This is a genomic window from Caulobacter hibisci (assembly GCF_016135805.1).
GTDB lineage: Bacteria > Pseudomonadota > Alphaproteobacteria > Caulobacterales > Caulobacteraceae > Caulobacter > Caulobacter hibisci.
The window spans coordinates 233,042-253,700 of record NZ_JADWOX010000006.1 but is presented as its reverse complement, the minus strand read 5'-3'; the positions used below and the strand labels follow the sequence as shown (position 1 = coordinate 253,700).

Below are 20,659 nucleotides of genomic sequence, written 5' to 3'. Positions count from 1 at the left end.
TTTTCAGTCCATCGCCAGAGCGCCGCCGCCTGCGTTTCTCTTTCCAATTAACAATGTCAAAGAACGAAACCTGAAGGTTCCGGCCGCTCCGCGAGCGGCCCGCCTGCAACGCTTCGTCGCGGCGGAGGCGGCTATCTAAACGACTCGCAGACAGAGTCAAACATGATTTTCAAATCCCACGATCCGCCGGCGCGCGGCTCGCCAGCGTCGGCGCGTACAGAGCCCTTCCAAGCCCGCGCCCGCTGCGGAACTCCAAGGGCCCCTCCACCACGCCGACAATCAAGGTCGCCGGCGCGAGCTTCTACTTGTAGCAGCCATAGATCCGCCACTGGGGATCCGCTTCCAACAAAGCGATCAAACGCAGGCCCATGTCCCGCACGTCTTGGTCCCATTCGTAGTGGATGCTTAGCTTCCCTAGCAACGCATCTCGCCATGCCGTGAAGTCCACAGGACGGTAGACCATCTGGGTCTCGGTAAGACGCTGCAACTCAGCCCGCCCTCCCCCTGACCCGCGGGACCTTCGCGCCGCCGGGCGGCTTGCCGATCTTCGGCGCGAAAGGCGACTCCGCCCCCGATACCTGGGGAAAGCGCCTGATGCGACGAGCCGAGCGGCGACTGGCCGAGCGCTCAGGCCGCGCCGTCCGCGCCCTGAGCGAAAGCGACCATCTCCTGGGCGTGGCCGACGAGACCCGCCTGAGCGCCCTTCGCTTTCGCCGACCTGGCCAAAAGACTTTCCGGGCGCCGATCCACGACGGTGTGCCGGCCATGATCGAGCTTGGCCGACTGCTGTCGATCACCGAACGGGTCCTGCGCGACGAGGAGACCGACGAGGACCTGCGGCTGCTTTTCGCCCCCGGCTCCTCGCTCGGCGGCGCGCGTCCCAAAGCCTCCGTCATCGACCAGCACGGCTGCCTGTCGATCGCCGAATTCCCCAAGGAGACTGACGAGGACAGCATCGAGTTGTGGGAGGAGATCGCCCTACGCCTGGCCGATCGGGCCGGCATCGCAACGCCCCACCACCAGTTGATCGAGGTGGCCGGCAAACCGGTGATGCTGTCGCGCCGGTTCGATCGGGACGACCAGGCTCGCATCGCCGAGTACACCGACCTGATCGAGCCTCTGTCGCTGGACGAGGCCTTTCTCGACGTCAGCGAGAACCGGCGCGGCCTGGCCACCGCCACCGACACGGCCCGCGAAATCCGGGCGCGGATCCTGCAGACCACGGGCCTGACGGCCTCGGCCGGCGTCAGCTACAACAAATTCCTGGCCAAGCTCGCCTCCGACCAGAGGAAGCCCAACGGTCAGTTCGTGGTCCCGCCCGGAAAGGGCGAGGCCTCGTCCAGACCCTGCCGATCGGACGGTCCCACGGTGTCGGCACGGTGACCGAGGCCAAGATGAAGGGCCTGGGCATCCACACCGGCGAGGACCTGAACCGCCAGTCCTTGGCCTTCCTGGTCGAGCGGTTCGGCAAGTCGGGCCCGTGGTATTACGCCATCGCCCGGGGCGAGGATCATCGAGCGATCAATCCCGACCGGGTGCGCAAATCGTCGGGCTCGGAGACCACGTTCGACACCGACCTGACCGCCCCTGAAGCCATCGAGCCGGAGATCCTTGCCCTGGCCGACAAGGTCTGGGCCTGGTGCGAGCGCACCGACGCGCGGGCCCGCACCGTGACGGTGAAGATCAAGTGGGCGGACTTCCAGCAGGCGACCCGCAGCCGCTCCCTGCCCGTCCCGATCGCCGACGCCCAGACCCTTGCCCGCGCGAGCCTGGGGCTGATCCGCTCGGTCTATCCTCTGCGCACCGGCGTTCGCCTGGTCGGCGTGACCCTGTCCAATTTCGAGCAGGAGATCCCGCTGAAGTCCGAACAGCTGGATTTGTCGCTGGACGAAGCTTCCGTCGCAAACACGGTCGCCAAGGCCCCCTGCCCCGCTTAAGGTCCCCAAATGCCTGCCCGCCAACGTCCCACGGCCCAAGTGCTGACCCCGCCGGCTGGGCGAGCCTGGCTCTGGCGGCGGGCCTGGCTGTGGCCGCGATAGTGGCTCTGGTCGTCGTGCGCGCCCCCTGAACCGCTGCGTCGCCGGCGTTTCGACCATGAGAGCAGCGGATTGAAAATCCGAGTGTCACCTATCCGATCGGCGTCGTCACATAGGATCCGTCCCGCCAGCCCGATACCCGCAGGATCGAGTCCAGGACCCGTCCGTGCGGCGCACGTCGGATGAAGACGATCACCCCGATCGCCTGGCCGATCGCCCGATAGGGCACGGTCAGCGCCACCTCGCTGATCAGGTCCTCCAGGCGGCTGAGCGCTTCGACGGCGCTGTTGGCGTGCAAGGTCGCCAGCCCGCCGGGATGTCCGGTGTTCCAGGCCTTGAGCATGTCCAGCGCGCTGCCGTCACGCACCTCGCCGATCACGATCCGGTCGGGCCGCAGGCGCAGGCACGCCTTGACCAGGTCGGCCATGGTCACCGCCGGCTCGGTCCGCTTGGTCAGCAGGCTCAACTGGTCGCTGGCCGAGCACTGTAGTTCGGGCGTGTCCTCGGCCAGGATCACCCGGTCCTGCGCGAAGGCCGGCAGGGCCAGGACCGCGTTGGCCAGGGTCGTCTTGCCCGCGCCCGTGCCGCCGGCGATCAGGATGTTTTCGCGCTCGGCGGCCGCCCGGGCCAGCGCCTGCGCCTGGCCGGCGGTCATGATCGCCTGGTCGACATAGTCCTGCAGCGAAAAAACCGCCTGCGGCCGCTTGCGGATCGAAAAGCACGGTGCGACGGCGATCGGCGGAAACACCCCCTGGAACCGCTCGCCGCTCCCCGGCAGGGTGGCGCTGACGAGGGGCTGGTCGCGCGTGACCACCTCGCCGACATGATCGGCCACCAGCCGCAGGATCCGTTCGGCGTCGGCGGCCGCCAGCCGCGCCCCGCTGAAGATGCGCCCCTGGCCGATGCGCTCGATCCAGATAGCGCCGTCGGCGTTGACCATCACTTCCACCACGGCGGGTTCGGCCAGGGCCGCGGCCAGCACCGGCCCCATGGCCTGGCGCAGGGCCGCGTGCTTGCGCGCCAGGGCCTCGTCGGATGCAGGCCCCATCTCAGTCCGCCTCGTTGTAGATCAGGTCGACGATGCTGAGGCCGTCGGCGCAGGCCAGCGGCCCGGGCTCGGGCACCCGCTGCAGCGGCGCAGCGTAGGGTTCGACCGCCCGCACGCCCAGCCAGTCAATCGGCGGCGCCCCGGGCGTATCCAGCGTCGCGCGCGTCTGAACGAACCGCGCCCGCTCGCCATGGAAGAAATCGCGAGTATGGGCCGCGAACAACGGCTCGTCGAAATAGCGCAGCTTGTCGGCCAGGAACGGCTTGGCGTTGTTGACGAACAGGAACTGCTTGTCGCCCGGCAGGCCGCGCACGTCCTGTTCGGCCAGGACGTAGCGCTCGACCTCGGCCTGGTTGCGGCTGCGATGGCCCTTGCCGAACATCAGCCTGGGATCGCTGAAGCTCTCGCGCATCTCCAGCGACCGCCCCGCGCGCTTGACGATGCGCTCGATGCTCCCGGGCTCGGACGTGGCGAAGGCCGCCGTGCCGTGGCAGTTGTCGAAGATCGAGGTGTGCACGCCGTAGTGCTTGAAGACGTCGTTGAAGCTCTGGCAGATCAGGTGGGCCACCAGCCCATAGCCGGCCATCTCGCCCAGGGCGTTCTCCAGGAACGCCAGGGCGCCGAGCTTGGGAAACTCATCAAGCATCATCAAGAGCTTGTGGCGCTTGCGCCGCCCGCGGCTGTCGGCGTCAATCGTCTCCATCAGGCTGTTGAGGCTCTGGCGCAGCATCACCCGCACTAGAAACGCCAGGCGATCGGCATGGGCCTGGGGCGTGATCAGGTAGAAGCTGACCGGCGCGCTCGCGCAGGCCAGGTCGCCAATGCAGAAGTCCGACCACGACGTGGCGTTGGCCACCAGCGGGTCGGCCCATAGGGCCAGGGACTTCTGGGCCGTGGCCAGGACGCTGGAGCGCACCCGGGGCTCCATGCTGCGAAACGCCGTCGCCCCCAGCCACACCTCCGGATGAACCTCGGCGATCGGCTCGCCGCCGGCGTCGCGCGCCAGGCCGTCGGCCGCCGCCCCGTCGGGACGCCAGCGATGCCGGGTGCCCAGCATGGCGTCCAGGGTCGGCTCGATGTCGATCAGCAGCCGGCGCACATGGGCCAGGGTCTTCAGCTCGTCCGGCTCGGTGTAGAGGGCGTGCAGGATCACCCCGGTGAAGAAATTGGCCGCCGACTGGTCGAAGAAATCGAGGTTGCCCTGCTTGAGTCCGATCGGATCGACGAGGATGCCGACTATGTTCTGGATGTCGGCGATCTCCATGGGGCCCTTGCGCACCTCGAACAGCGGGTTCCAGCGGGCGGTGTCGGGATCGGTGGGGGCGAAGTAGAAGGTGTGGGAAAGCTTGCGCCGATGATCGGCGGTGATGTGCCAGAGCTCTCCCTTGCGGTCGTAGACGAAGAGACTCTCGGCCCAGGAGACGATGGTGGGCACCACGTGTCCCGCCCCCTTTCCCGAGCGCGACGCCCCGACGATCACCCAATGCTCGACGCCCAGGAAGGTGAGCAGCCGGCCGCCGAGCCGCCCCAGCACCCGCCCGCCCAGGCGCTCGCCGTTGGCCAAGCCCGCCCGCCGCGCCTCGGCCGCATCGCCCCACGCGGCGGTACCGAACGGCCTCGGCCGCGCCACGAACCGCCGGGTCAGGCCCGCCAGTATCAGCAGCGGCAGGACGAAGACGGCAAGGCCGTTGAGCGCGGCCTGGTCGAAGGCCCGCGGATAGCGCCCGGCATGGCGTGCATACCACCCCACGATCGCCCAGGGCGGATAGAGCCGCACCCCACCGGCCGCACCCCACCCGTCTCCCAGGCCGGCGGTATAGGCAAAAAGGTGGCCGATCGTCTGTGTCGCCGCCGCCAGACCCGCGATAGCCATCAGGGCCACCAGGGGCAGGATCCAGCGGCGCTTTTTGGCGAGGGTCATGAGGCGCTCCTGGAGCGACAGGAGAGCCCACGCGCGTCAGAAGCGACAATTCGGGAGAATTACCGGGGAAGTTCTATGGGGGCGGCGGCGCCCTCTCAGGCGAATGCGCCCGACCGGATGGCGCTGGCCGTGGAGCCGCTCAACGGTCTTGAGGATCTGGCCTGCCACGTCTGCCGGGTGTGCGGCGGACCGTCCGTCGAAGGCCTCCTGGGCTAGCGATCGAGATCCAAGCCCGGCAGACGGCCGCGGACCAACGCCATCACCTTGTCCAAGGCCGCCTTCTGGGCCACCGGCGAATGGCCCTGGATGATGTCAACGACGCGCCGGTCGACCTCCCGCACCGCCTGGCTCACCCCCAGGGCCATCTGCGAGGGCGCGGTCATCGTCGCCTGGCGAAGCTCGCGCGCCACCATCAGCTTGGTGCGCGTGCGCGCGACATTGTCGATGCGCTTGTCGGCGCGCTTGATCTTGCGCTCCAAGGTGCGCGCCGCGCGCCGCGCCGCCTCGGCCGCCTGCCGGGCCGGGTCCAGGCGCGCGGCGACATAGGCCCGCCCCGCCTCGCTGGCCAGCCAGTCGCGTCGCACCGATAGCCGGACCTGGGCCGTGCGATCGGCGACTCGGGCCCTGGCCAGGGCGTTCAGCTCGGCATGCTTGGCCCAGATCATCCGGGCGGGATCGCGGACCCAACGCGCCAGCTGACCGCGCTTGGCCCGCCCGGTGGCGATGCGGCGCTGGACGCGTTCCAGCGCCAGACGCGCTTCACGCCGTTCGGCGACCGCCGAGACCATAACGTCGGCGGCGATCTGCCGGGCCGTCGGCGCGGCCTGGGGAGCCAGTCGCGCCAGATCCCGCGCCCAGCCGTCGCGTTCCTGGGCCATCGCCTTGCCGATCGCCGCGAACTCCCGGATCACCGCGTCGATCGGATAGGTCTGCCGCGGTGCCTCTTGGGCCAAGTCGTCCTCGAGCGCGCGCACCCGGGCCGGCGCTTCGCGCCGCTCGCCGTTGCGCGCCTCGATCGCCCGATTGACGTCGCCGCGGTCGGAAGCCTCGCCTCGGCGCTCCATGCCTGAGGCCGACGGCCCCAGATGGACCGTGGGTTCGCGCGCCTGCCCTTGGCCGGCTAGGCTCAGATGGGTGACCTGCGGCGCGTCGGGCCCCAGGTGCTGGCGCAGATGCAGGTTCTGAACCTGCGCCCATTCCAGCCGCAGGGCCTTGACCGCGTCGGGATTGTCCCATTCGCGGCCCTTCAGGCCAAAGCCCTCCGCACCGACCCGGCGAGTGGTCATTAGGATGTGGGCGTGATGATTTCGCGCGTCGCCGTGGGCGTCGGGATAGTGGATCCCGTAGTCGGCGATCATGCCTCTCCCCACCAGACTGTCGGCGATGAACGCCCGCACCAAGGCATGACGCTGGTCGTCCGACAGCTCGTGCGGCAGCGAGATCAGGATTTCGCGAGCCGTGCGGGAGTCCGCCCGCCTGTCGGCCGCCTCGGCGGCGTTCCACAACTGCTCGCGGTCGGCGAACGCTTCGGGCGCGGCCGCCGGCGCCATCAGTCCGGTGAAGGCCACCCCGCCCTTGGCGGTGTAGTCGAAGGTCATCTCCAGGCGCCGGTCGCGCAGCGCGGTGGCCGAGCGATAGGCCGCGGCGGCGACGGACGAGCGTCCGTCGGCCCGCTTGATCGCCGAAACCTCCAGCCGAAACTGGGCCACGCGCCGCGCCTCCGTTTCTAACCCAGTCAGGCCCAACGGGCCCGACCTGCCCTCGCGCAGCGACAGGGATCGCTAAGGGGCTGGCCCCTTGGCTCGACGCCCCGACCCGCCCGGGTCGGGCGCGTCGACGGGGTGCCGGGCGCTCCCGGCCGCGGGCATTGCGCAGCAATGCATAACTGCGCCATTGTCACTTCACGACGCCAAGGGTTACGCTCACGGCCAGACGAAATCAAGCCGCACGCGCCCCGCCCAACCGCCAACCGCCCCGACATCTGGTCGCCGCCCATGGATCCCTCCGACAAGCCCGCCCGTCGCACGCGCCGAAAACCGGAGTCGCCGGAGGCCAGGAGCCGCCGCCTTCAGGCGCTCGCCGTGCAACTGGCCGACCGCGAGCATCGCGCCGCCACCGCCCTGGCCGCTCGGACCGGCGGCCTGCCCCGGGCCCGGGGTCACGTCACGCCCTTGCACAAGATCCCCGATGAGGCCCATCGCCTGGAGGTTTGGCGCGCTCGCGTCGAGCGGCTGGAGGCCCTGCTCGACCAGGATGGCCGCAAGCGCGAGACCCGGGCCAAGATCGTCCTGGGCGCCACGCTGCTGGCCGAGGCGCAGGCGGATCCCGACGACCCGCTGCTGGCCCGGATGATGGAGATCCTCGATCGCCGCATTTCCCGGCCACGCGATCGCCACGCCATCACCGAGACGCTCGGCCTGCCGTTGACGCCCAGCAAGGGCGAGCCCGTTCCCGCCCTGCCCGACTTCGACGCCCTGGCCAAGGCCGTCCTGGACGCCGCCCCGTCGCCGCGTCGACGCGGTTGATCCTAGCTCCACGCGGACAAAAAGGGGGACGAGCCCCCGCTTAGAACGGCGGCTCCGCGTCCAGGTCCGCCGCCAGGGCCAGGTCCTCCACTTCGACGAGGATCAGGCAGGCCAACGCCGCCTCGCTGGGATAGTCGCCCGCCGCATAGAGCGGAGCCAGCACCTCGTAGAGCGGGTGATGGCCCGCGCAACCGCCATCGACCGCCTCGAAGAAGCTGGACCAGATCGCCGCCTGCTGATCGCGATTCAGAGCGGTGAAGGCGACGGTGCTGTCGATGGCATGGAACATGACGTCTCTCCGGCTTGACCGCTCCAAGCGAGCGGCGTTGGAGCTTCGGGACACGTCGGGCCCCGGGCGGTCACCGCAGCGACCGCGCAGCGGGCGCGGAGGGGAACCCGCGCAGCGGGTTGACGGCCAGGGTGGCGTGACACGATGCGGAGACGACGTGCGCGCCACGGTGTTTCAGGAGGCACCGCCCTGTGCCGGCCGCCCCGCCGCCGGGCGGCCTGAATCCCGACGCCGCCGCCTAGCCGCTCACGCAGCGCCACCAGGCGACCCGCACCGCGCGCGAGCCATTGGCCAGCGTCAGCAGCAAGTCGGCATGGCACCGCTGCGGCGCGCAGTAGCAGACCAGGTCTCGGCCCCGCAGTTCGTCCAGCGCTCGCAGCAGTCCGTGCTGGCCCGCCAGCCAGCGCGCGTGCTTGGCGATCACTGCGTCGCGATCGCCATCGGGCCCGATCCTGAACGGATTGCCCCACTTGGACCCGCGCCCGCAATAGACCGCGCCCGCGCCCGAGCCCGCGCCGTTTCGCTTGTTGAGCACCTTGGCCATGTTCCCTCTCCGCTGACCGCTCCCAGTGAGCGGCGTTGGCGCTGTGGGACACGCCGGGCCCCGGGGCGGTCACCGAAGCGTCCGCGCGGCGGACGCGTAGGGGAACCCGCACGGCGGGTTGACGGCCGGGGTGGCGTGACACGATGCGGAAACGCCGCTGACGCCGCCGCTGCCCTCTCTGAGAGGTTCACACCGGCGCTCAGAACCAGGCGTCGTCGCGCGGGTGCGGCTTGCGACCCAGCCGGCGGCGAAGCGCGTCTTCGGCCGCGCGCGCCCGACTACGATTGTGGGCCAGCAGCCCGCCAATTGTCCGCGCCTGGCGCCGTAGTTGCCCAAGATAGGCCTGGGCCTCGTCGCGACGACGAAACGCGGCGATGGCCGACAGGCCATGATCGGCCCAGATGATCCAGTCACCGATCGGCGGACCAAAGGCGTCCCCTGCGTCGACCGCGGTCGACGTGCGGACGTGATCGATGTCGAAAGCCAAGCTGTAACCGCTGGCGGGATCGAAATCTTCGAAGAACCGGAGAAGAGACCTGAACATCGGAACGCTCCATGAGATCGGTCGCCTGGCGCGACGCCGTCGCGGTCCACGGCTGGCGCCGCCCAGTCACCGCAGCGGCCGACGACGTTGGCCGCGCAGGGGAACCCGCCCCTCGGGTTGACGGGGCGGCTGCCGTGGAACGATGGGACGAGCGCGCCAAACCCTGCGCCGGCCACGCCGGCGCGCCGAGCGACGGTCCCCGACCGTCGGCGGCCTGGCCCAAAGGCCAGGCCCAGCGACCCAAGGCGGCAGACGGGTCGCTAGAGCCGCGTCCGACGCGACCGCGCCCAGCTGGTCGGGGAGCCGATAGGCCCGACCGCCGGGCGCCGGGAGCGAGCACCGCGCCGACGTAGGCTCGCATCCGCAGGGCCAGCCCCTGTTCGAAGAAGCGATGATCCTCAAGCCGCTCCTCCGCGTCGAGACCGTCGCACCAGTCGATCACCGCCGCGCGGTCTTTGTCCGACATCGCCGCCCACGCCGCCGCCATCCGAGCGCGCTCGGCTTCGAACGCAGCGGAATCGGACCTGTGCTGCAGTTCTTCGTGATGATCGAGCCAGCGATCGACGTGTCCGGCGGCGTGATCGCCAAGCACGACCGCAGTTGCCGGACGCGCGCTCATCGCGGAGCGAAGGAGAAGATCGAGCTGAACATCGTGAAAACTCAAGCCGCCGCACCCAGTGAGCGACGTCGCCACCAGGCTCAGTAGGGCGGGCCACGCCGTAGCCAGACGACGACGGCGCGATCGCGTGGCGGATCTCGTCAGCCCGACCGGCCCCGCACGCCGGCCGACGGACCGACGGGCGCCACGGCGAACCCGCCATCGGTGGTTGCCCGCGATCGGGAGGTCCCCGTCCCCCGGCCCGTCCGCAAGATTGCCTGGCCCATGCCCTAAGGGCCGTCCTCGGCGATAGCGCCGTCGGCGCGCACGAAAAGGCCTCGCTCGCCCAGCGGCGGTGCGGCCCGCGCGGGCGGCGGATCCCCGGTCGCCGCAGAGACCGCCGGCACGATGATGTCGGCCGCCGACCGCGCATGAAGCGCAGCCGAGGCCTGACCGTCCAACCGCCCGGCGACGTCGACATAGAAGGCATGATCGCCGATCACGGCGCTGGGACGGCTCCCGCCGAAGTCGACCAGGCGCGGCGACACAGTCCCGGCCGCGGCGCGGGCGGCGACGATGCGGGGGTTCTGGAAAAAGAGCGCCCCGCCGGTCAGGTCTGGCAACCGGCCATCCAGGGCCAGATTGACGATGGTGTCGATCCGCGCGCGCTGAGCCAGGCTCGGCGGCGGCAAGGCTCGCCAGTCGCCCCCAGCCCGCAGGACCGGCTCGAACTGCCCTCGGGCATTGACGACCGCCTCGATCGAGCTGCCCCAGCGGCCCGAAGCCAGCCGGTTGAGGATGGCGTAGACCACGGCGGCCAAGCCGCTGTCGCCCTGCCCGCCCGCCTCGGCGTAGGCCACGCGGGTGAGGGCGTCGCGGCCGGCCTCGCTCAAGGCCGCGTGCAGAGCGGCGACCTGCCCGGTGGGCGGCGGGACCCGCGCTATGGGATCAGGCGTCTGGGCGCTGGCGGTCCCGCCCCAGGCTAGCAGGACAAGGCCGGTCCACCGGCCAAGGCGGGCGCGCGACCAGGTCACGCCGCCGCGGGCCGTCGGGGCGCCCCCAGGGCGCGATAGACCCCGATCACGTCCTGCCGACGCACGGGCCCATAGTAGCGGCTGTCGAAGCTGTTGGGGATGCGGGTGGAGACCACGAAGTACTCCCCTGCCCCCAGCGCCCGGCAGCCCTCCCAGTGCGGCAGGGACCGGCCCCGGCTGTCGCGCGACGCGATCGGCGCGACGTCCCGGCCGTTGACGGCCAGCCGCCCGCCGCGCGTGCAGACCCGGTCGCCTTCCCCTGCCCCGATCGTCTTGAGGATCCCGCCCCGCGCCCGCGCCGGCATGGCCGCGGCGACATAAGGCCAGGCGGCCGGCGGCGGCCGAAAGGCGATGACCCGCCCGACGCGAGGGACCTGGTCCTGGTGAAGATAGAGCCCCACCGGCTCGCTGGCCGAGGTGTTGAGCAGGAGCGGTGGCGCCGGGCGGATGGGCGGACCCAGGGCCACGGCGGCGAGAGCGGGAGCGGCCAGGGCCAGGACGAGGCGAGGTTGCATGACCCCGACGATCTCAGGGCCCCGCCCCGGCGGCAATTCCGCAGAAATCCCTCGGAGGAACTTCTGCGGAGGAAATCCAGGGCGAGCGCTCCAGGTTGGTCACGGGATCGCCGGTGGCGGTTGCCACTTGGCAACACCGGTGGCGTCACGTGATTGGACCCGGGCGGCGAATGGCGGCGCGGGGTCCAGACGGTGGGTGTTCCCCCGCGCCTCTCCTTTTCCCCGAGCCGGGGGATCAGGGCCCTCTTTTTGGCCCTGCTTCTCCCGGCGGCGCCTCAGCTGCGCCGTTAGAGATATTGTTATGGGAGAAGTTAGGATAGTTAAGGGGCCTCTGACCTCTTGAAACCCTAGTAAGTTCAGTCGGATAGCGACACCCCTAGTGGGTGATACCCCGTGGATCGGTGTCTGATCCCCCGAAGGTAAGGTGGGCGTTCCCCCGCGACGAGCGTGTGTGATCCCCCGTTGTCGTCCACAGGCTGGCCCCAGCCGGGGTCCGGTGGGCGAAACCCCGAAGGGTCCGGGCCCCGTCGGTGGGCGTTCCCCCGAAGAATTTGCTCGTAGTCCCCGCATTTCAAGGGTTTCGCGGCAGTCGGGGGCGTGTCTTGGGGCGGTCGGTGGGTGAAACCCCGACGCCGCGGGGAGGCAAAGGGATCAGCGGCGGTCCGGTGGGCGAAACCCCGAGGCTCGGGAGCTCCGGCGGTGGGTGAAACCCCGACGATGGGGTGTGTGAAACCCCGAACGCTCGCCCGCCCCACGGTGTGTGAAACGCCGTCGGCGCACCAGAGCGGCCAGGAACCCGAAAATTCCCCCCAGACGGGCGACTTGCGCCAGCCCTTAACGGTCTATTAACCACCCCGGGACTCGTCCAACGCGGCTCTGGTGGGTGATAGACCGTGAATCCGGCGCCGATCGGCGGTTGAGAATTTCGCGACAAGACCCTGATTAAAAGGAGTATTTCGCGATGGGGTGTGTGATAGACCGTTAGCCTTCGGCCGACGGGACGCGGCGCTTGGCCCAGGGCTCGGCCCGGCCATCAATTTCGTCGGCGCGACGATCTTCCCGCGTTCGCCGGACTAGGCTGGCGGCCTCAGCCTCCAGTTCAGCTTGGATCTGGGCCCGTTCGACGACCGATCGGCGAATGAACCGCACGGCCGCAGAGCCGTCGCCGGCGGTCGTCAACGCCACGTCGTATTCTGGCAATTCGTTGGCCTCCACGATCTTGCGGAGCATGCGGCCAAATTCCTTGGGCTCGCTATCGGAGCCGGTCTTTTCATGCAGCAGGCTGATCCGGCAGGTCCAGCCGCCGTCCTGGTCGCCGGCGTGCTTGCGGGCGATGCGGTAGACCGCCCGCTCAAGGCCGCCCGACAGCTGGAAATAGTCGGGGTGCATGGTCAGCACCGACTTTTCGTTGATGATCCCCTCATAGACCCAGTCCGAAAGCGTGATCTTCAAGGCCACGGGCTTGTCGGTGATCGGATCGACCTCGACGTCCCAGCCGTCTAGCCAGGAAAAACGCCGGTCGCGTCCGCGCTTGGCGCGGATAGAAGTGAAGATGGTCGTGGTCTGCAGGCGATCCAGGGCCGCCTTCAGATCGGCATAGCCCTTGCCGCCGGTGTCGCGTTGGATCGACCGCAGCAGGTCGTAGGCGGTGACCTTCAGGGCCCGCGGCAGCTCGTTGCGGCCCTCGGCCTTAAGCTTGTTGAGCGCGCTGGCCGCCCAGATCAGGATGTCGGCGTCCCAGATCGTGGCCATGCCGTAGGCCGGCACCGCCTCGACCTTGACCGAGACCTCGCCGTCGGCGCTACGGTATTCGATGGGTTTGAGACGCTTGCGCTTCTGCAGCGAGAAGAACGGCCGTTCCATCGTCTCGCGCTGATCCTTCAGCGCGATATCGCGCATCAGCGGGATGAACAGGTCGAACTGATTGTTGCGGTCCTTGGGGGCCGTCATGCGCCCTGCCCTATTCTTGCGGTCTTTCCGGTTAGCGCGATTCGTCCCGCTCACCCCGCCGGATGGACGGGCGCTTCATCCACACCCCTTAAGGGCAAATGGGCAAAGCCCCATTTGCCTATTTGCCCATTCAGGCGCTTGCCTACTTGCGGGCCCGCCGCCCGTCCTCGGGAAGGTTGGCCAGATCCACGGGATAGCCCTTCTCGGCCAGGGCCTCCAGGACCAGGTACTTGACCGTCACCCGCCGGCGTACGGCGTCCATCTTCAGCGCGGTCGACAGGGTGTCGTCGATCACGAACTTCAGCGAGGTTTCGCGATCGGCGAAGTCGACCACGGGCGCGGGCTTGCCCGGCTTGGCCTTGGGAGCCGCGCGCGGGGCCGGCGCGGCCGCCGCGACCTGCAGCGTGGAGGCCGGCTTCGGCGGCGCGGGCGCTTGGATCACTGGCGCGGACGCGGACGCCGCGGCCGGCTCGACGAGATTGGCCGGCGCGCTGGTGGTGCGGTTGAAGCCCAGGTCCTCGGTGGCCTTGCGCAGGGCTTCGGTGGACCCGACGTCATTGATCGGACGCGGACGGGGGGCCGGCTGGAAGGCTGGGCGCTGGGTGGCTTTGTCGGTCATGAACTCCCCTCCCCTATCAGGCCGCTTGGGCCTGGCGCGCGAGCGCTTCGAGCAACTCGGCCAGGACCGCGGCGATTTCCCGCGCGGCCTTGACCTCGCCGCCGGGGGCGCTGGGCGTCAGGCCCGTGAAGTGGATCTGCTGATAGGCGGCGCGCTGGATGACTTCGGTGTTCAGCACCGGGATGTCGTTGTCACGGATCTCCTGGCGCGCATGGCCGGCCACGCGGCTGTAAAGCGGGTTCATCTGGCTGAAGACGACGCGCGCCGGGATGCCGCGCTTGAGCATCTTCTCGGCCCGCCGGACCACCTCGTAGGTACGATAGACCTCCTGCAGGTCCATGCCCGAGATCTTGGTGGGGATCAGGACCATGTCGCTTTCGGCGATGGCGTAGGTCACCGCCTGGGAGGCCGCGCCCTCCAGGTCCACGAAGACCAGGGCGTATTGGCTGGCGGCTTCGGCGATGACGTCCTGGATCTTGGTCTCGTTGGCTTCGCTGATGACGGTGACCTGACAATCGTCGCCGGCGCGCTCGCGCCAACTGGCCACGTGACCATTGGGGTCGCCATCGACGATGGCCACCGACCCGCCCTGACGCGCGAAGGCGTCGGCCAGGCACATGACCAGGGTGGTCTTGCCCACCCCGCCCTTCGTCGAACACACGCTGATGACCGCCATGGGGAAGCTCCCTTTTGTGGCAATGGGCAAACACGCAAGTAGGGACCTGGGCGCCTGGGAAAGCCCCCTCTTGCCCAAGCGAGGCTATGGGCAATTGGTGAACAGGACTTTAACCCAAGTGCGCTTTTGGGGTCATGGGTGAAAGCGGAAAAACACTCTTTCACGAAAACCCCAAACCCCCAATAGCCCAAGACCTCATGCCCGCAATTACGCAAGCGAGTATCAACGCAAATGCCCGCCTGGGGAAGCTCACTCTAACCCAAAGCCGCAAATGCGCAAATTGACTGAAGGGCGCTTGGGCCTAATACCCAAATGGGGCTTTGGCCATTTGGCCATTAGGCCATTAGGGCAAACCGCCTCCTGGGGATGAACCCCGTCAAAGAGGCCAACGCTTGAGCTGCTTCGCCCGGCGGCGCAACACACCCCAGTCCCCAGTTGGGATCTTCCCCATTTGCTCCCTTGGGCGGACGCCGCCTACAGCCGCCAGGCCCGGTAACGCGAGCGCCCGCTGACCTCCATCAGCGACGCGCCAAGGCCGGTCAGGAGCCGTCGCGCCGAGTGGTCGGCGACGCCGAGATGCTCGGCCGCCATCGGCGCGCTCACCAGCGGCCGGGCCAGTAGCAGATCCAGAAGATCGCGCGACCGATCATGAGCGCGACGCCCGCCGATGCGCTTGAGAACGACCTGGCGTGCCAGGTCCAGGCGCGTCATCTCCGCCAGGCCGGCCTCGGCCCCAAGGCTGAGGACCTGCAGCCAATAGGCCAGGCGAACCAGGGTTGGGGCCAGGAAGCCCCGTCGCGGCTGGGGCAAGGCGCGCCGGGCCGCCTCGACGCCCAGCAGGCAGGCGCGCGTGCGGCCCGACTGGCGCAGGGCGTGGGCGACGATCACCGCGCCCACATAGCTCTGGCGGGGGAGGGGATTGACCAGGCGCCAGCCCTCCAAGGCGACGGCCGCGCGCAGCAGGGCCGGCGCGCGGTCGGGCAGCCGCCGGACCCACAGCATCCATTCCTCGACCGCCTCGCCGGAGTCATCGGTCTCGCCGCGGCTCAGGGCGCGGAGCTGATGGACGAGCTCGCCCGCCAGGTCGCGCGCCTCACCGGGCGCGGACCCCGGCTCGGCGGCCTCAAGCGGGGCGGGCGCGACCGATGGCGGCTCGCCACGATACCCCGCCAGCCACAGCGCGCCCGCCGACGACTGCAACTCCGGGCCCGCGCGCCGCGCCCTGTGGCGGGCGCGCACCAGGCCGTAGGTCGCCCGCAGGGCCTGGTCGGGCAGGCGGGCGTCCATCTGGGCGTCGTGCAGGACCAGGTCCTCCAGGTCGACGATTTCGCCGCTGACCCAGCCCCAGCCGCTGGCCTCGATGAAATCGACGCGCGCGGCCCAGCCCTCGGCGAACGAGCAGGTCTGGGCGCGCGCGTCGAGTCGGCTCACCGTGTCCTCGGCCTTGGCGAGCGCCAGGAAAAGGCCTTCGAGGGCAGGGTCCAGCACGGGCGATCTCCAGCGTCCAGACAGCGAGTCCGAGTGACGCACATTTTGTATCTCAAACTGTGCGTTACGTCAGCGGCCATGCAGTGATCCGCCCCGGAGGAGATCCTCCGGGGCGGCCGCGCGGCCGGTCAGTCCGGCTCTTCGGGATTGGCCTCGGGGCGGTCGAGCGACTTCAGCTCGTGACCGGGACCAGCGACCGTGACCTTGGTGAAGTAGTGGTCCTGGCCGTCCTTGTCGGTGTAGCGCTCGTTGCGGATCTCGCCCTCGACATAGACCTTCGAGCCCTTGGCCAGCGGCCGGCCCTCGAGCCACTTGACCGTGTGGGGGCTCCAGATCTCGACCTGGTGCCAGGTGGTGTAGTCCTGCCGCTCGCCGCCCTTCTTGGTGTAGCGGCTGGTGGCCACCCGCACGACCGCGACCTTCTTGCCCGAGGGGGTGGTGCGGATCTCGCTGTCCGCGCCGGTGAAGCCGATCAGTTGCACCTTGTTCAGCATGGTCCTTCTCCGTCTTCCGCCGGGAGAAGCCCCGGCGGCCCGCGGTCCTCGCCGCGATCACGCGACCGGAGAGGGCGGGGAGGAGGGACGGGCCCAAGCCCGCGGGCGGTGGACACCGGCCTGCACGCCGCGAAGCCAGGAAGGCCGGAGGTTCCGCCGCCCGCGCCTGGCCCTGGCCAGGTCGGCTTGGACCCGGCCCGCCCCGCCCTAGGGTTGGCGTGATGGATCGCGCAGGACCGTCGGTCCGCCGCGCTGGCGCTCGACAGGCGTGAGAAAGACCCGCTGAACCGGCGCACGGCTCGCAAGCCGCGCGGTCGCGCCGCGCCGCTTCCAGGGCAAGAACGTCGCCGCGCGCGCCGCCGCCGCCCCAGAAGAACCCGTGCGGCCTCACCCCGGCATTCGGCGAGCGCCCCCTCACGACCAGCGGCCGACGGCCGCCGCCAAGGCGAGCCGCTATGTCGAGCCGCCCGCAACGCCGCTCCGCCGCCAGCAGGGCCAGGCCTTGGCACCAGGGTCGGCGCTGGCCAGCCCGAGCGCTCGCCGCCGCCCGCGGTTCCCGACGCCGGACCGCCGGCCGCGCCGCCGCCCGGAGAGCCTTCGCCAGGGGCGGATCGCGGCTCTGGCGAACGAATCGCCAACCCCAAGGACTCGTGGCGCCCCAACGCGCGCCGCCCAGATCTGGGGTTTCGTTCCGCCCCCGTTCCATCGCACTGGCGTCGCGTCCATCAGGCAGAGACGACAAACGGGGCGGCCAACCGCCGCCCCGTCAGCCTTAGCCCCGCAGCCGCACGGCCAGGTGGCGCACACCCTTCTCGGCCGCTTTCTGGCCGAGATTGAGCGCCGGCCCGAAATCGCCGCGCTCGCCCCGGCCCAGGGGATCGAGGCTATTGGGCAGGGTCAGGACGCAGACCGGATCGAGGGCCAGCATCTGGTCGTTGCAGACGAAGATCGCCCGTCGGCCGTAACGGTCGAAGTCGGGCCGCGCCAGGACCACGGCCACATGATGGCTCTTGGCCCAGTCGATGGCCCGCTGCTCGCCGCCCTCCGCCCCGGTCGTGGCCAGGACCATGTCTGGCCAGCTCTGCCGGGCCCAGTTGAGCGCGTCGAAGATCCGCCCGCCATCGACCTGGGTATTGGCCTGGGGCGCGGCGCGGAAGGCCACCACGGTGGCGCCGGGGCTGACCAGCTGGTGGCGGCGGGCCTTGGCGGCCCGCAGGACGTCCTTGGCCTCGACCTGAGCGGCCGTCAGCCGCGAGGCGCGGATATTGCCCCGCCAGGGCTTCCAGCTCTCGCCGGTGGCGACATGGTAGGTCTGGGCGGCCGCGTCGCGGACCATCTCCACCGACAGGGTCGCCACGTCGGCGGCGCGGGCCCGCAGAGCCGCCGCCTGCAGGTCGACGTCGCCGATCTCCGAGCCGTCGAAATCGTCAGCCTGTCGGCGCAGCTCGTCGCGGGCGCGGTCGGCGTCGCGCTCGATGCGCATGGCGGCCGAATGAAAGGCGCCGATCAGGGTCTCGGCGATCGTAGCCTGGAAATCCTCCAGGGCGGTCTCGGTCAGGAGGTCGAGGACCTCGGTCATCAGCACGTGGCCCAGTTGGGCCAGGGCGTCCTCGGGCGGATGGGGCCGGGGATCGTCCAGGGTCAGGGCCTGGGCCTCGAGGGCGCTCATGGGCCCGGTCAGCGGGGTAGGGGAGGGGACGCTCATGGCGGGAACTCCGGGGTTTCGGGGGCGAGCCGCTCGGCTCATCGACCGCCCGCGCCGTCGGGCGGCGGGGGCCGCAAGGGCTTTGAGCGCAGCGTCCCTTGCGGACGCCGTCGGCCGGTGGCGAGGTCGCCTGAGCCGACGGCCCGCGCCCCGCCCCGGGACTGGTCACGCGGCGTCCCGGATCCGCGCCGACGGGCTGGGCGCGCCCCTCGCGACCCCGACGCTTGCCCCCGCCTCGGGCCGCAGACGGGGCCGCATAGGCCGCTCGACGGTGATCGAGGCAGTAGGGCGGGCGCCCCTGGGTCGGCGCGCCGCAATAGCCGAACCCCGGCGCACGGGGATCGCCGATCGGCCAGCGGCAGACCCGGCTGGACAGGGCCAGCGGATCGAACAGCCCCGCGACGGCCGCGACGGCTGGCCTGGCCGGAGCGCGCACGCGCGGCGCGGCCGGCGTCGGGGGCAGGGGAGGGGGCTTGGGGCCGGCCACCCTGCGGGGCGGCCGAGCGGCGGCGGGACGGATACGGCGCGGCGCGGACGGCGTCATCCGCTGCGCCAGGCCCAGGCGGTGGATCTTGCCGATCACCGCGTTGCGGGTGACCCCGCCCAGGCATTTGGCGATCTGGCTGGCGGAAAGGCCGTCGGCCCAGAGCCGGCCCAGGGCGGCGATCCGTTCGGCGCTCCAGGCGCAGGCGGTGGAAGACATGGCGGAAACCTCTTCTGCTCGCGCCCGATCGGCGCGCACAGCCATCCCCGCCTTTGCCTTTGACCGCTTCCCGCCGCGGACGCCCGAAGACCGCCAGGTCAAATACTGAGATTCTCCGGTATTGGCGCCGGACAAAACGCACCGTACACGTCCGATCACGACGTCGGTTTCGCGACCGACCCGGCAGTCTGCCCGGACGGCCAGCGTGCATGTCCAGGCTTCGGCTAAAGACGTTGGCGGATGCGGTTCAAGCGTCTTCTCAACGTCCGGCGCAGACGCGGTCGCATCCCGACCTCAGGGCCAGCTGCGCGACGACCCCACCACGGACGCCGCCGAAACCTCAAAAGCTTGTCAGGATGGACGGCGCCTCGTCGGCGATCTCGCGCGCGAGATAGCCGAGCTTGCCGATCCTGGAGGCCAGGCGCGATCCCGCCTCGCCATGCAGGAACACGCCCCAGGCGGCCGCCTCGAACGGCCCGGCGCCACGCGCCAAAAGCCCGGCGATCAGGCCGCCCAGCACGTCGCCCGAGCCCGAGACGCCCAGGCCCGGGCCCCCGCCCGCATAGCGGCCGGCCCGGCCGTCCGGCAGGACGACGTGGGTGGTGGCGCCCTTCATGACCACGGCCGCGCCGAAGCGTTCGGCCGCCTGTCGGCCGGCGGCGAGCGGATCGGCCTCCACCCGCGAGCGGTCCAGCCCGAGCAGCCTGGCCATCTCGCCGGCGTTGGGCGTGAGGATCCGTCCCGGATGGCGCGGCGCGGAGGCCATGGCCCGCAAGGCGCCGGCGTCGACGACGATGTCGCGCGGGACCTGCAGCAAGGCCGCCGCCAGGCCCGCCGCGTCGTCCATCATGCCCGGCCCTACCAGCAAGGCGTCGCAGCCGCCGGCCTGCTCGGCCAGATGCGTCCAGCGGCCCGGGGAGGGTTCGGGACCATCCTGCGGCAGGGCCAGAACCCGGGCTTCGGGCAGGGCGACGCTGAGGGCGGCCACCGCGCCTTCGGCGACGGCGACCTGCAGCTTTCCCGCCCCCGCCCGCAGGGCCGCCACCCCCGCCAGCATCGCCGCGCCGGCCAGTTCGACCTGGCCGCCGACGACCAGCACCCGCCCGCGCCCGTCCTTGCCCGTATCGCCGGGATCGGGAAGCGGGTGACCCCGCATCCAGGCCGCGTCGAGCGTCTCCACCGCGCTCATCGGGCCGCGACATTGGCGTCGGGCGCGGCCGTGACCGGGGCGTCCTCCCGCTCCAGCGGAGCGGTGAAGTTATAGCGCTCGAGGACCAGTTCGCCGTCCGGGCCGCTGCCCGGATCGAAGCGATATTGCGTGACGCCGCAGTTGGCGATGTCGGCCTGGCCGTCGATCTCAAGGATCTGTTGCTCGGTCAGGCCCTCGAGCAGATAGCGCAGGCACAGGACCACGACCTGGTGGGCGACGATCAGCACCCGGTCTGCGCCATGATGCAGGCTCAGCGTGTCCAGCAGGCTGCGCAGGCGCAGGATGACGTCGCACCAGCTCTCGCCGCCGGGCGGCCGATGATAGAACTTGCCCAGCAGCCGCCGAAACTCCGCCTGCTCGGGAAACTGCGCCTCGATGCCGCGCCGCGTCAGCCGGTCCAGGACCCCGAACTCCTTTTCGCGCAGACGCTCGTCGACGCAGAACTTGCGGTTGGGCGTGACCAGGCCGCCGGCGTCGCGGATCTCCTGGCTGGTCTGTACGGCCCGGAGGTAGGGCGAGGCCATCAGGGTGCACGGCCGCTCCTCGGCCGGCTGGTCGGCGAACCAGCGGCCCAGGGCCTGGGCCTGCTGGCGGCCCAAGGCGCTGAGCGGCACGTCCATGTCGCGATCGGCGATGTCGATATGGGTCATGCCGGCCGCGTCGGCCGCGTCGCGCGCGACGTTGCCGGCGCTCTGGCCATGACGGACGATCCAAAGACGGGCGGGCCAGCGCTGTTCCATGCCTTCGGAACTCGCGGGGA

Annotated in this window: 21 protein-coding genes and 1 pseudogene; 5 read left to right on the top strand and 17 right to left on the bottom strand. The window is 70.4% G+C overall.

What is annotated here, in order from left to right:
- Positions 1-594 precede the first annotated feature (594 nt).
- Together I4Q42_RS26020 and I4Q42_RS26015 are read left to right on the top strand one after the other, a co-directional pair.
- Complete coding sequence (locus tag I4Q42_RS26020; RefSeq protein WP_232793048.1) at positions 595-1,383, top strand: Y-family DNA polymerase; 789 nt, start codon at positions 595-597, stop codon at positions 1,381-1,383.
- Complete coding sequence (locus tag I4Q42_RS26015; RefSeq protein WP_332873068.1) at positions 1,380-1,937, top strand: DinB/UmuC family translesion DNA polymerase; 558 nt, start codon at positions 1,380-1,382, stop codon at positions 1,935-1,937. The genes I4Q42_RS26020 and I4Q42_RS26015 overlap by 4 nt, the downstream gene beginning before the upstream one ends.
- Before the next feature lie 190 nt (positions 1,938-2,127).
- Here I4Q42_RS26015 and trbB read toward each other — a convergent pair whose 3' ends face one another.
- The 3 genes from trbB to mobQ form a co-directional block, all read right to left on the bottom strand.
- The gene (gene trbB, locus I4Q42_RS11450) at positions 2,128-3,084 is read right to left on the bottom strand and encodes a P-type conjugative transfer ATPase TrbB (RefSeq protein ID WP_198576196.1); all 957 of its coding nucleotides are present in this window, start codon (positions 3,082-3,084) and stop codon (positions 2,128-2,130) included.
- A 1-nt stretch (position 3,085) separates the two neighbouring features.
- Complete coding sequence (locus tag I4Q42_RS11445) at positions 3,086-5,005, bottom strand: type IV secretory system conjugative DNA transfer family protein (protein WP_198576195.1); 1,920 nt, start codon at positions 5,003-5,005, stop codon at positions 3,086-3,088.
- 212 nt (positions 5,006-5,217) lie between these two features.
- Positions 5,218-6,714, bottom strand: coding sequence for a MobQ family relaxase (gene mobQ / locus I4Q42_RS11440; protein WP_198576194.1), 1,497 nt, complete (start codon positions 6,712-6,714; stop codon positions 5,218-5,220).
- 372 nt (positions 6,715-7,086) lie between these two features.
- Here mobQ and I4Q42_RS11435 point away from each other — a divergent pair, with 372 nt between their 5' ends.
- On the top strand, positions 7,087-7,530 hold the full coding sequence (locus I4Q42_RS11435) for a hypothetical protein (protein WP_332873067.1): 444 nt from the start codon (positions 7,087-7,089) through the stop codon (positions 7,528-7,530).
- A 40-nt stretch (positions 7,531-7,570) separates the two neighbouring features.
- Here I4Q42_RS11435 and I4Q42_RS11430 read toward each other — a convergent pair whose 3' ends face one another.
- The 3 genes from I4Q42_RS11430 to I4Q42_RS11420 form a co-directional block, all read right to left on the bottom strand.
- Complete coding sequence (locus I4Q42_RS11430) at positions 7,571-7,819, bottom strand: hypothetical protein (protein WP_198576192.1); 249 nt, start codon at positions 7,817-7,819, stop codon at positions 7,571-7,573.
- A 238-nt stretch (positions 7,820-8,057) separates the two neighbouring features.
- A complete protein-coding gene (locus I4Q42_RS11425; RefSeq protein WP_198576191.1) occupies positions 8,058-8,363 on the bottom strand; it encodes a DUF4326 domain-containing protein in 306 nt (101 codons plus the stop codon).
- Positions 8,364-8,562: 199 nt separating this feature from the next.
- Complete coding sequence (locus tag I4Q42_RS11420) at positions 8,563-8,850, bottom strand: hypothetical protein (RefSeq protein WP_198576190.1); 288 nt, start codon at positions 8,848-8,850, stop codon at positions 8,563-8,565.
- A gap of 448 nt (positions 8,851-9,298) precedes the next feature.
- Here I4Q42_RS11420 and I4Q42_RS11415 point away from each other — a divergent pair, with 448 nt between their 5' ends.
- On the top strand, positions 9,299-9,613 hold the full coding sequence (locus I4Q42_RS11415; RefSeq protein WP_198576189.1) for a hypothetical protein: 315 nt from the start codon (positions 9,299-9,301) through the stop codon (positions 9,611-9,613).
- Between the two features lie 182 nt (positions 9,614-9,795).
- Here I4Q42_RS11415 and I4Q42_RS11410 read toward each other — a convergent pair whose 3' ends face one another.
- The 9 genes and pseudogenes from I4Q42_RS11410 to I4Q42_RS26595 all read right to left on the bottom strand — a co-directional run.
- Positions 9,796-10,539, bottom strand: a complete 744-nt coding sequence (locus I4Q42_RS11410; RefSeq protein ID WP_198576188.1) for a cell wall hydrolase — start codon at positions 10,537-10,539, stop codon at positions 9,796-9,798.
- A complete protein-coding gene (locus I4Q42_RS11405; RefSeq protein ID WP_198576187.1) occupies positions 10,536-11,054 on the bottom strand; it encodes a S26 family signal peptidase in 519 nt (172 codons plus the stop codon). The genes I4Q42_RS11410 and I4Q42_RS11405 overlap by 4 nt, the downstream gene beginning before the upstream one ends.
- Before the next feature lie 981 nt (positions 11,055-12,035).
- Positions 12,036-13,004, bottom strand: a complete 969-nt coding sequence (locus tag I4Q42_RS11400; protein ID WP_198576186.1) for a replication initiator protein A — start codon at positions 13,002-13,004, stop codon at positions 12,036-12,038.
- Between the two features lie 142 nt (positions 13,005-13,146).
- Positions 13,147-13,623 carry a hypothetical protein gene (locus I4Q42_RS11395; protein WP_198576185.1) on the bottom strand — a complete coding sequence of 159 codons (477 nt, stop codon included), beginning with the start codon at positions 13,621-13,623 and terminating at the stop codon, positions 13,147-13,149.
- Between the two features lie 16 nt (positions 13,624-13,639).
- Positions 13,640-14,299 (bottom strand): ParA family protein, encoded by a 660-nt coding sequence (locus I4Q42_RS11390; protein WP_198576184.1) that lies wholly within the window; start codon positions 14,297-14,299, stop codon positions 13,640-13,642.
- Positions 14,300-14,773: 474 nt separating this feature from the next.
- Positions 14,774-15,787 carry a DUF1612 domain-containing protein gene (locus tag I4Q42_RS26380; RefSeq protein ID WP_198576183.1) on the bottom strand — a complete coding sequence of 338 codons (1,014 nt, stop codon included), beginning with the start codon at positions 15,785-15,787 and terminating at the stop codon, positions 14,774-14,776.
- 128 nt (positions 15,788-15,915) lie between these two features.
- Positions 15,916-16,281, bottom strand: coding sequence for a single-stranded DNA-binding protein (locus tag I4Q42_RS11380; protein ID WP_198576182.1), 366 nt, complete (start codon positions 16,279-16,281; stop codon positions 15,916-15,918).
- 772 nt (positions 16,282-17,053) lie between these two features.
- Positions 17,054-17,986 (bottom strand): DUF2493 domain-containing protein, encoded by a 933-nt coding sequence (locus I4Q42_RS11375; protein ID WP_198576181.1) that lies wholly within the window; start codon positions 17,984-17,986, stop codon positions 17,054-17,056.
- A 298-nt stretch (positions 17,987-18,284) separates the two neighbouring features.
- Positions 18,285-18,644, bottom strand: a pseudogene (locus I4Q42_RS26595) (GcrA family cell cycle regulator); the annotation flags it as partial.
- On the opposite strand from I4Q42_RS26595, the gene I4Q42_RS26005 reads away from it, so the two are divergent.
- A complete protein-coding gene (locus I4Q42_RS26005; RefSeq protein ID WP_232793046.1) occupies positions 18,559-18,798 on the top strand; it encodes a hypothetical protein in 240 nt (79 codons plus the stop codon). The pseudogene I4Q42_RS26595 and the gene I4Q42_RS26005 sit on opposite strands and share 86 nt — an antisense overlap.
- Positions 18,799-19,029: 231 nt before the next feature.
- On the opposite strand, the gene I4Q42_RS11365 is transcribed toward I4Q42_RS26005, so the two are convergent.
- Positions 19,030-19,878, bottom strand: coding sequence for an NAD(P)H-hydrate dehydratase (locus I4Q42_RS11365; RefSeq protein WP_198576180.1), 849 nt, complete (start codon positions 19,876-19,878; stop codon positions 19,030-19,032).
- A complete protein-coding gene (locus I4Q42_RS11360) occupies positions 19,875-20,639 on the bottom strand; it encodes a histidine phosphatase family protein (RefSeq protein WP_198576179.1) in 765 nt (254 codons plus the stop codon). Before I4Q42_RS11360 ends, I4Q42_RS11365 begins: the two co-directional genes overlap by 4 nt.
- Positions 20,640-20,659: the final 20 nt, after the last annotated feature.